The sequence below is a fragment of the Streptococcus sp. UBA632 genome, assembly GCF_002300045.1.
GTDB lineage: Bacteria > Bacillota > Bacilli > Lactobacillales > Streptococcaceae > Streptococcus > Streptococcus alactolyticus.
This window is the reverse complement of sequence record NZ_DBPA01000017.1, coordinates 56,695-67,305: the sequence shown is the minus strand read 5'-3', so window position 1 is coordinate 67,305 and position 10,611 is coordinate 56,695. Positions and strand designations below refer to the sequence as shown.

At 42.9% G+C, this 10,611-nt stretch carries 13 protein-coding genes; all 13 read right to left on the bottom strand.

Features of this window, described 5'->3' with window-relative positions; all coding sequences use genetic code 11:
- Window positions 1–353 (bottom strand): 30S ribosomal protein S9 (gene rpsI, locus B3473_RS02030; RefSeq protein WP_293651039.1); only part of this gene is annotated, 353 nt, incomplete at its 3' end.
- A gap of 22 nt (window positions 354–375) precedes the next feature.
- A complete protein-coding gene (rplM, locus tag B3473_RS02025; RefSeq protein ID WP_154455317.1) occupies window positions 376–822 on the bottom strand; it encodes a 50S ribosomal protein L13 in 447 nt (148 codons plus the stop codon).
- Between the two features lie 190 nt (window positions 823–1,012).
- Window positions 1,013–1,969, bottom strand: coding sequence for a ketopantoate reductase family protein (locus B3473_RS02020; protein WP_293651038.1), 957 nt, complete (start codon window positions 1,967–1,969; stop codon window positions 1,013–1,015).
- A gap of 114 nt (window positions 1,970–2,083) precedes the next feature.
- Window positions 2,084–2,599 (bottom strand): NYN domain-containing protein, encoded by a 516-nt coding sequence (locus B3473_RS02015; protein WP_167829240.1) that lies wholly within the window; start codon window positions 2,597–2,599, stop codon window positions 2,084–2,086.
- Between the two features lie 30 nt (window positions 2,600–2,629).
- Window positions 2,630–3,379 (bottom strand): 23S rRNA (guanosine(2251)-2'-O)-methyltransferase RlmB, encoded by a 750-nt coding sequence (gene rlmB / locus B3473_RS02010; protein WP_154454091.1) that lies wholly within the window; start codon window positions 3,377–3,379, stop codon window positions 2,630–2,632.
- Between the two features lie 61 nt (window positions 3,380–3,440).
- Complete coding sequence (locus tag B3473_RS02005) at window positions 3,441–3,998, bottom strand: NADPH-dependent FMN reductase (protein ID WP_268827987.1); 558 nt, start codon at window positions 3,996–3,998, stop codon at window positions 3,441–3,443.
- A gap of 183 nt (window positions 3,999–4,181) precedes the next feature.
- A complete protein-coding gene (locus tag B3473_RS02000; protein WP_235280985.1) occupies window positions 4,182–4,640 on the bottom strand; it encodes a TetR/AcrR family transcriptional regulator in 459 nt (152 codons plus the stop codon).
- A 72-nt stretch (window positions 4,641–4,712) separates the two neighbouring features.
- Entirely contained in the window at window positions 4,713–5,111 is a 399-nt protein-coding gene (locus tag B3473_RS01995; RefSeq protein ID WP_235280984.1) for a Mini-ribonuclease 3, read from the bottom strand.
- Window positions 5,104–6,450 (bottom strand): cysteine--tRNA ligase, encoded by a 1,347-nt coding sequence (cysS, locus tag B3473_RS01990; protein WP_154454094.1) that lies wholly within the window; start codon window positions 6,448–6,450, stop codon window positions 5,104–5,106. Before cysS ends, B3473_RS01995 begins: the two co-directional genes overlap by 8 nt.
- A gap of 26 nt (window positions 6,451–6,476) precedes the next feature.
- Window positions 6,477–7,094 (bottom strand): serine O-acetyltransferase, encoded by a 618-nt coding sequence (cysE, locus tag B3473_RS01985; protein WP_154454095.1) that lies wholly within the window; start codon window positions 7,092–7,094, stop codon window positions 6,477–6,479.
- A gap of 12 nt (window positions 7,095–7,106) precedes the next feature.
- Entirely contained in the window at window positions 7,107–7,856 is a 750-nt protein-coding gene (locus tag B3473_RS01980) for an SseB family protein (protein ID WP_154454096.1), read from the bottom strand.
- 72 nt (window positions 7,857–7,928) lie between these two features.
- Window positions 7,929–10,061: a polyribonucleotide nucleotidyltransferase gene (gene pnp, locus B3473_RS01975; RefSeq protein WP_293651035.1), complete on the bottom strand. Its 2,133-nt coding sequence runs from the start codon at window positions 10,059–10,061 to the stop codon at window positions 7,929–7,931.
- A 203-nt stretch (window positions 10,062–10,264) separates the two neighbouring features.
- The gene (locus B3473_RS01970; protein WP_154454098.1) at window positions 10,265–10,495 is read right to left on the bottom strand and encodes a GlsB/YeaQ/YmgE family stress response membrane protein; all 231 of its coding nucleotides are present in this window, start codon (window positions 10,493–10,495) and stop codon (window positions 10,265–10,267) included.
- Window positions 10,496–10,611: the final 116 nt, after the last annotated feature.

Genomic DNA, 10,611 nt, shown 5'->3' with positions numbered 1-10,611 from the left:
AGACCTGGTTTTTTACGTTCAACCATACGTGCGTCACGTGTAAGAAGACCTGCACGTTTAAGTGAAGAACGGAAATCTGGGTCAACTTGAAGAAGAGCGCGTGCAATACCATGACGGATAGCGCCTGATTGACCTGCGTAACCACCACCTACAACGTTAACGAAAACGTCGTATGAACCTTCAGTTGATGTTACTGCAAATGGTTGGTTGATAACAAGACGAAGGTCAGCATGTGGGATGTATTCTTCTACATCTTTTTTGTTAACTGTGATTTTACCAGTACCTGGAACTAAACGTACGCGTGCAACAGCGTTTTTACGACGACCAGTACCTGTGTATTGTGCTTGTGCCATTTAATAGATGCTCCTTTCTCTCTTAGATAAGTCCTTTGATATCAAGTACTTCTGGTTTTTGTGCAGCATGTGTATGCTCGTTACCAACGAAGACTTTCAATTTCATACCTTGTGCACGTCCAAGAGTGTTGTGTGGAAGCATGCCTTTAACTGATTTTTCAATCAAGCGAACAGCGTTTTTAGAGCGAAGTTCACCTGCTGAGATTTGTTTCAATCCACCTGGGTACATTGAGTGAGTGTAGTAGATTTTATCAGTTGCTTTTTTTCCAGTTAATTTAACTTTTTCAGCATTGATAACAATCACAAAGTCACCTGTATCAGTGTGTGGTGTAAATGTTGGTTTGTTTTTTCCGCGAAGTACGCTAGCAACTACTGCAGAAAGACGTCCAAGAGGTACATCTGTTGCGTCAACAACGTACCATTTACGTTCAACTTGGCCTGGTTTAGCCATGAATGTTGTTTTGTTCATGAGTTCTCCTATACGAATTCGTTTTTGTTTACAAAGTGTGGGTGTTCCGAATCCACGAGTTATTTGAAAGGTTCCGGGGCCTTACAAATGGGGTAAACAATACCATCTATTATAATAACAGAAAAGATAGTAGTTAGTCAAGCATTACCTACTATCTTTTTTTATGTTTTGTATTTCTTGATAGCTTGATTTAACGGTATTTTCGGGTATTTTCCGCTAAATGAACCAAGTGTCTTAGAAAATCATGTGTTTTAGCTTGATAGCCGTATTTTTGCCCTAAATCATAAATGTAGCCATTGATATAATCCACTTCTGTTTGGCGCCCTTTACTCATGTCTTGATACATGGATGGGTAATGCAGTGGGCTTGTCACCTTGCTTACATAATGGATGGTTTGCCATTCTTCGTCACGACTGCCCAAGGGTTTTATGCCCGCTAAATCAGCAACATCGTAAGCTTCGTCAATCAGCTGACGACCTAGCTTTTCAGCCCCTTCGTAATCAATAAACTGCCCCATCCGAATTTCAAATAGCGTACAAATCGTATTGATGACTGAATTAAAGACTACTTTGGTGTAAAGTGTCCCTAAAAAGTTATCCGTGGGATGAGGGGTCAAATTGGAAGTTTCAAAATCAGCAACAATCTGTTTTTGGACAGCATCAAGATTGCCTGATTGGGCAGCTAGATTCACCGAACCCGATCCTGCTTTTCCGATGAAGTCAACATCACCCGCCCCTTTTAAGACTGTTCCAATCAAACAAGTTCCTGCCAAGACTTTTTCTGGTACAAAATAACGATTCAAGGCTTCAATGTGTCCCACACCATTCATTCCTGTGAAAACGTGCTGTTCTTCACGGAAAATATGTTGGCTACGCTCGAGCAAGGTTGCTAAGTGCATTTGCTTATCAAAAACCAGCAAAACATCAGGTTTACCTTTATACTCTTCAGGTCGCTGAAGGGGTATCGGCACCAAGTGCCTGTCTTTGCCATCGCGAGATTGGTAGACCCCACCTTGCTCTGTCACGGTCTTTATATGCTCTTCCCAAGTGTCAATAAAATCCACCTGCGCTCCAAGATGCTCTTTAAGCAACAACCCAAAACGCAAACCCATAGAGCCACTTCCTAATACGGCATAAGTTAACTGCATAAAACTCACTCCCTTAATGCCCTACATTATATCACGTTTGTCAAACCAAAAGGGACCTAGCAGTTATACAAAATACTTATGGCTAGCTATAACTTTTGAAAGGGCAGCAAAAACTTAGGACAAATCATTCAAAAATTGCTTGAGCTGGTCTAATTGGCTATCATTCCAAGGGCGAAGTTTAGGCGTTGACAAATCAATCTGCCGTGACATTTTCCTCAAATTAGAGCCGATCTCGGCAACCCGCTGCTCCAACTCACGCGCCGACACGCGCAAGGCACCTTGTGAGAAAATCGTCCACTGCTCATTTAAGTCGCTGGTTGCTACTTCCACCAAATGACGTGGTGTGTTTAATTCTGCTGCGGTGCGTTCAATATAAGCGTCAGCCGTTTCATCTTCTTCTGTAAAAATCACTTGGATTTTGTACTGGTCATAACGTTGGCGAACACCAGGGACGTATTGGGCATCAAACACGCAAATAATATCAATATGCTCAAAATGGGCATAGTTGTTAAGCCTGCGTAACAAGAGCGTTCTGGCAGCATCAAGCTGATTCTTTTTGAATAATTGACGTGTTTCTTGCCAAAAAGCAATCATATTGTAACCATCAACCAAAAGGATTTTTTGCTTCACTTTGTTTCCTTCCTAGAGGTTTTTGAGGGTTTAGCCTAATTTATGACGGAAAACCTCGTACATCAAAATCGCAGCTGCTACGCTGGCGTTTAGGCTCTGAACGTGTCCGTTCATAGGAATGGTTATCATTTCATCGACTTGCTTTTTGATATTTGGTGAAATGCCTTTTCCTTCGTTACCAATAATCAAGGCTAATTTCCCTGCGGTATTCCACTTATGGCTAGGGGTGCCGTTCATGTCCGTTCCAAACACCCAAAAACCTTGCTCTTTTAGTTTGTCTAGGGTTTGGCTGAGGTTGGTCACGCGGGCAACAGGAACATGTTCCACAGCACCTGTTGACGTTTTAGCCACAACAGGCGTCACTCCGACCGCACGGTGTTTGGGGATAATCACCCCTGCCACATTGGTTGCGTCAGCCGTTCGCAAAATAGACCCAAAATTATGAGGATCATTTAAACCGTCCAAAATCAAGATAAGAGGATTATCCTCTTGATTGGCTTTATCTAAAATGGCATCCAAATCAGCATAAGAAAAAGCGGATACTCGCAAGACAAAGCCTTGGTGAACGGCGTGGTTAGTCATGTCATTCAAAGTTTTTTTAGGCACCCATGAAATAGACACTTTCTTGTCGGCAGCCAATTGTTTCATGCTTTCTACGTTTTTGCCGTGCAAGTCATCTTGAATGTAGAGTTTATTTCCAGTATTGGCGGCCAAGCTTTCTGTAACAGCGTGCACACCATAAACAATATCAGTCATGTCATTAAGTTCTTTTTTCTTCATAGGACTATTATAACACGAAAGCCAGTCCTCATACGAGAACTGGCTCAGTTTATTTAGTAGCTTACTTGTCATCTGCTGATATCGCAGCAAGAAGGTTTTTGATTTGGGTTTCTAATTGGTTTACAACATCATCAGAAACAACGAGTTTGTTATCTCCCCAAGCTTCTGGGTTAATTGGAACACCTGTGAAAGGTTCCACCACGCGTGTTCTAAGCCAATTCAACAAAGGGATGAGTTGTTCAAAGACATCTTCTGGAGATTGTCCGTTAGCCACACAAGAAGCTGTGACAAATTTATCTTGCAAGGCCGATGGTCCACGCAAGTCAGACAAATCCAAAGAACGGCTCAACCAATCCAAAGCATTTTTCAAGCTTCCTGGAATAGCATGGTTATAAGCTGGCGTGAAAATCCAAAGGGCATCTGCTGCCATCACTTGATCGCGAATAGATTGGATTTCTGGTAAGACTGGGGTTTCTAAATCTTGGTTCATTAAAGGTAAATCAACACTAAGATATGAAACGTCCACGTGTTTTGGCAATAGACTTTCTACTTTTTTCGCTAATTGTTCATTAAACGATCCTTTACGTAGTGATCCAACGATAAAGACAAGTTTAACCATAATGTGACTCCTTTTCCTTCGTTTTTTAGCAGTCTATCGCATCAATTTACAAAGTCAAAGACAAAAATCATTATTTGTCGAGTAAAATACTTTCCAAACCGCTGGTCATGGCAAGCTGAATCATAGCAGCTACTTCTTCAACCGAACATTCATCAGGCTTGGTCAATTGCCATTTAATCGTGGCTAAGGTGTTTGCCGCAAATAAGGTCGCAAACTAATGAAGCCGATACTGTGGCACATGAGGGTACTTGTGCGAAAAAATATCCAAAATAACCTTTTCAATCGTGGCTTGCATTTCCCTGTCAGGATGGTATTTGGGCAAATCCAGCGAAAAATCACTTTGAGCAAGTCTTTTTGCTTGGGTAAATTGTCAAAATAACGCACCACAAGTGTCAAATCTAAATTTCCCGTTTCCAAGGATTCTTTCAGTTCCTGCCCATACTGAGTGAGGTAGTCCTCGCAAATGCACTGAACCAACTCCTCTTTTGACTGGTAAAACAAACAAAAAGTTGTTCGATTGATATTGGCCAGAGTTGTGATATCCGTTATTCTGATTTTGGAGTAGGGCTTTTCTAGCAACAAGTCCAGCATAACGGTCTTGATTTTTTGGTCTGTAAATTCTGATAACACCCGATTTTTCATCGTCACCTCATTAGTCAAAAGACACAAAGAAAGATTAGCCTCGCTTTGACTGACCAAGACTAATCTTTTATCTCAATTCTCGTTTTCAATTGTTTGAATGCACCAATCAACGAGCTCTTCCAGACGCTCAATTTGGTCTGTCATGTGCAGATAGCCCATCACGGCTTCAAAACCTGTTGACATCCGATAAGTCACAACGTCCGCATTTTTTGCCTTGGTGTGACTGTTGGTGTTGCGACCGCGTTTGTAGATATCTTCTTCTTTTTCGGTCAATAGCTGCGCTTCTAGCATCAGATTGATAAGGTAAGCTTGGGCTTTGGCAGACACGTACTTAGTTGCCTTGCGGTGCAATTGATTGGGTTTGGTTAAGCCTTGAAAAATCAAGTGCTTGCGAATGTACATGGAATAAACCGCATCGCCTTCAAAAGCTAGGGCAATACCGTTGATGAGATTGACATCTACCTTAGTCACGTGTCCACCTCACCCCATCTTTGGTATCTAGCAGTTTGATACCTTGTGCGGCCAATTGGTCACGAATGGCATCGGCAGTCGCAAAATCTCTGTTGGCACGCGCTTCTTGGCGTTTTTCAATCAAGGCTTCGATATCCGCATCCAAGACTTCTTCTTCAAAGACAATACCAAAGACAGCCAGCATAGCCGCAAAAGTATCCTTAACCGCTTGGTCATAATTGCCTGAGTTAATCCATTTTGCCATGTCAAAGACAACAGTGATACCATTTGCGGTGTTGAAATCATCGTCCATAGCCGCTTCAAAATCAGCCTTGAAAGCCGCCAATTCAGCTGAATCAACTGCTTGACCTAGAGGCAAGGTATACGTATTTTTCAAATATTTCAAATTGACAGAAGCGTCATGCACGGCTTTTTCTGTGAAATTGATAGGTTTGCGGTATTGTTGGGTGGCAAGGAAGAAACGCAACACTTGCCCGTCCACTGTTTTCAACATATCGTGGACTGTCACAAAATTACCCAGCGATTTTGACATTTTTTCATTGTCCACATTGACAAAACCGTTGTGCATCCAGTAGTTTGCAAAGGTCTTGCCAGTCTTGGCTTCTGATTGGGCAATTTCATTGGTATGGTGCGGAAATTCCAAATCGGCTCCCCCACCATGAATATCAATGGTATCGCCAAGAAGGGTTGTCGCCATAACCGAGCATTCAATATGCCAACCAGGACGCCCCTCACCCCAAGGACTTTGCCAAGACACGTCGCCAGGTTTGGCTGCCTTCCAAAGCGCAAAATCCAACGGATTTTCCTTAATATCGCCTTCGCCGTCCACACGACCACTGGCCCCCACTTCCAAATCAGCTAGGGTTTTGTTGGCCAGTTTAGCATAATTATGGCTTTTGGCTACACGGAAATACACGTCGCCACCAACCTCATAGGCAAATCCCTTATCTATCAAAACACTGACAAAATCAATAATCTCGTCCATGTAATCAATAACACGTGGATTTTTAGTAGCAGGCTTGACGCCTAGTTGTTTCACATCTTCCAAGAAAGCAGCGATGAATTTGTCTGAAAAAGCCTTGGTATCCATACCAGCTTCAGCCGCACCTTTGATGATTTTATCATCCACATCCGTGAAATTAGAAATGTAGTTGACCTTGTAGCCACGGTATTCAAAATAGCGGCGAATAGTATCAAAAGCCACCACGCTACGTGCATTTCCAATGTGAATGTAATTGTAAACCGTTGGTCCGCAGACGTACATATTAACCGTATTTTCGGTTATGGGCACAAATTCACGCAAACTTCGAGTCATTGTATCATAAATCTTAATTGTCATCTTTTTTCTCCCACTTGTCGTTTGGTCTAAAGTTTTGACGAATGCAAGCTTTGATAACGGGCTTCTTCCAACTTAGACGTGTAGTATTCGCGATTTTCTTCCATATCGTGAATAATCGTTTCGTCTTTTTTCCCGTGAACACGCACCACTTTTGCTGGCACCCCAACAACGGTCACATCTGCTGGCACATCTGAAACCACAACAGCAGCCGCACCGACTTTCGCATTTTTTCCGATTTCTATAGGACCAATCACTTGGGCGTGGGCGGACACTAGGGCTCCCTCACGCACGGTTGGGTGGCGTTTACCAACGTCTTTTCCCGTACCACCAAGGGTAACACCATGGTACAGCATAACACCTTTTTCAACAATGGCCGTTTCCCCAACGACAAGCCCTGAACCATGGTCAATAAAAACGCCCTCAGCAATTTCAGCACCAGGATGAATTTCAATTTGCGTCCAAAAACGCCAAAACTGACTGTGCATCCGCGCCAACAATTTAAAGCCGTGTTGCCACAAAAAATGGGATAAGCGATGGGCCGCTAAAGCTTTTATACCAGGATACGTTAAGATAATTTCCAGAGAGTTACGAGCTGCTGGATCATTCTTCTTAACGATTTCAATTGTTTCTTTCCACCAACCCATAGACACTCTCCTTTACTCATCAATTTCTGACCAATTCACTAAAATTTGTTGTTCGTCAAACGGATTGATCACCACACCAACCGTTTCGTCAATATCGTTTTCACCATGTCCTGGCTGGTAAATTTCCGCTAAATTCCAAACCAAAATGCTGCCCTGTGCTTTACGGAAAGGCAAACCAAACTCATCGTGGTTATACCATTTTGCAAAACTTTGCAGGTTTGAAAAGGCAGGCACGTAGCTTTCCCCGTCAGGTGTTGACATGGTTGGGAACATACGGTCAAAGCTTTCGTCATCACGTGGATGCACAAAAGCTGGCACCAGATAGAACTTATCAAGCACATCCGCAGCGAGATTGTCATCCCCCATGAGCTTGTTTAAAATCGTGGTGTAAGCATTTAAAAATTGAATGAATTCGCTGCTCTTGAAAATGGTTGAATTGCCAAAATCACCTGATTTTTTCAAGTTAAAGACAATACCGTACAAGCCTTTTTCAATTACTTCTCTTAAAATGTCAATGGCTAGGCGTTCCACCCACTCTTGTTCTCTAGCACTGGCTTGGTCTTGTTTAAAAATTTCTAGATCCTCTTGATCTGTAAAGACTGGAGTGACTTTTTGCCCTTCTACCTCAACGGCATAAGGCTCTTTGCTCGCCAATACTGGAATATTGTGTAAAGCATTGACTAAAGCAACGCTATCTAAAAAGTTATCTGGTGCGTTGACAAAAGCACGCAAACGCAAGTCCAGTTCATTTTGATTTGTCATATTTCTATCCAAAATGGATTATCCACGACCTCTTTGTCAGAGAGCATGGATAAAGCCACTATTCCTTCTTTTTTAGTCTGTTTCTTTTGGTGTACGCTCAACACGTTTTGGGCGTGGCAAGAGGGCTTTCATCGAAGCATCCACACGTCCTTTGTCGTCAACTTTGATGACTTTGACGTCAACTTCTTCACCGACTTCTAGGACATCTGCCACATTTGCCGTGCGAGTCCATGAGATTTCTGAAATGTGAACAAGGGCATCTGTCTTGTCAAAGAGGTTGACAAAGGCGCCGAATTTTTCAATACGAACCACCTTGCCACGGTAAACTTCACCGACCTTGGCTTCACGCACCAAACCAGCAATAATCTCTTTGGCACGGTCAATAGCTGCTTGGTCTGAAGAGAAGATCGATACATTTCCATCTTCGTCAATGTCAATCTTAACACCCGTTTCTTCGATGATTTTATCAATAGTTTCGCCACCTTTACCGATAACCACCTTGATTTTATCCACATCAATCTTAATGGTATCAATTTTTGGTGCAGTTGGTGCTAATTGAGCACGTGGTTCTGGAATGGTTGCCTCAATCAAGTCAAGGATTTCAAAGCGCGCTTTTTTCGCTTGAGCAAGGGCCTCTTGCAAGATTTGTGGGGTAATGCCTTCAATCTTGATATCCATTTGAAGGGCAGTAATCCCTTCGCGAGTTCCCGCCACTTTAAAGTCCATGTCACCAAAGTGGTCCTCAAGACCTTGAATGTCCGTCAAAATAGTGTAGTTGCTACCGTCAGAAATCAAACCCATGGCAATCCCTGCAACAGGAGCTTTGATTGGCACACCACCTGCCATAAGCGCCAAGGTTCCCGCACAAATTGATGCTTGTGATGATGACCCATTTGATTCCAAGACTTCGGCAACAAGGCGAATCGCGTATGGGAATTCTTCTAAGCTAGGAAGAACTTGGGCAAGCGCACGTTCGCCAAGTGCACCGTGACCAATTTCACGACGGCCTGGAGCCCCATAACGTCCCGTTTCACCCACCGAATATTGTGGGAAATTGTAGTGGTGCAAGAAGCGTTTTTTGTATTCTGGGTCAAGACCATCTACAATTTGAGTTTCTCCCATTGGAGCAAGGGTCAAGACAGACAAAGCTTGGGTTTGCCCACGAGTGAAAAGCCCTGAACCATGCACTTTTGGCAAGAAATCAATTTCAGCATCCAAAGGACGAATTTCATCCACACGACGACCGTCAGGACGAATTTTATCTTCGGTAATCAAGCGGCGGACTTCAGCGTGTTCCATTTGTTCAAGGATTTCAGCCACGTCACGCATGATGGTTTCAAAGTTTTCATCCTCAGCGTAGCGTTCTTCATAAACGGCTCTGACTTCTTCTTTGACAGCTTCTGTTGCGGCTTCACGCGCTTTTTTCTCTTCCACTTGCACCGCTTTTTGCAAGTCAGTATTGTAGGCAGCGATAATTTCAACTTGCAAGTCAGCGTCCACTTGCAACAATTCCACCTCAGCTTTTTCTTTACCCACTGCTGCCACGATTTCTTCTTGGAAGGCAATCAATTCACGTACAGCTTCGTGTCCTTTAAGAAGGGCTTCCAACATGATATCTTCTGACAATTCTTTGGCGCCTGATTCTACCATGTTGATGGCATCTTTGGTCCCTGCAACAGTCAATTCCAGAAGAGAAAGCTCTTTTTGTTCGGCTGTTGGATTGATGATAAAGTCACCGTCGATATAAGCCACTTGCACGCCAGCGATTGGGCCATTAAATGGGATGTCTGAGATAGACAAGGCAAGCGAGCTGCCAAACATGGCTGCCATTGGAGCGCTAGCATTTTCATCGTAAGACAAAACGGTGTTAATCACTTGGACTTCGTTACGAAAACCTTCTGCAAACATAGGACGAATAGGACGGTCGATCAAGCGGGCCGTTAAAGTGGCATCTGTTGTCGGACGCCCTTCGCGTTTGTTGAAACCACCTGGAAATTTCCCAGCAGCGTACATTTTTTCTTCGTAGTTAACTTGAAGTGGGAAGAAATCCCCCATAGACATCTTCTTAGACATGACCGCAGCGCTAAGAACGGTTGATTCACCATAGCGTACCAAAACGGCACCGTTGGCTTGTTTGGCTACTTGTCCAATTTCAACTACAAGGGGTTTCCCCGCAAAAGTCGTTTGAAAAGTTTGTTTTGACATGATTATTCCTCATAAAACCTTTATTTTGATACGCCCGTTTTCTACAAAAACCAACCTGTAAAAGCCAACAATCTTACAAACTCGTCTTTGCATAAAACTACGTATCCCTATTATTTTATCATAATTAAACAGAAATTTCAGACTCTTATCGTCAATTTTTCAAAAAGAGGCTAGGATAGCGCTACCCCAACCTCTTATAGTGTTTATCTAAATAACAAATCCACAACAGCAATAACAATAATAGCCCCTAAAACCGAAGGTAAGATTGCCATGCCTGCTAGAGAAGGTCCCCAGTAACCAAATAAGGTTTGACCAACATAAGAACCAACCAAACCAGCAAAAATGCGGTAGATACAACCCATGGATTCCCCTCTATTTGTAATGCTACCAGCAATCATACCAATCAAGGCACCAACTATCAATGACCCAATCATCTTTTTGTGACCAACCTTTCTTAAAAACAGTTTCTAACATATCTTTACCCATTGTATCATAAAAGCCTCCCAAAAAAACATGGGAGGCTTCATTCATAGACGGCTTTAAACAACCG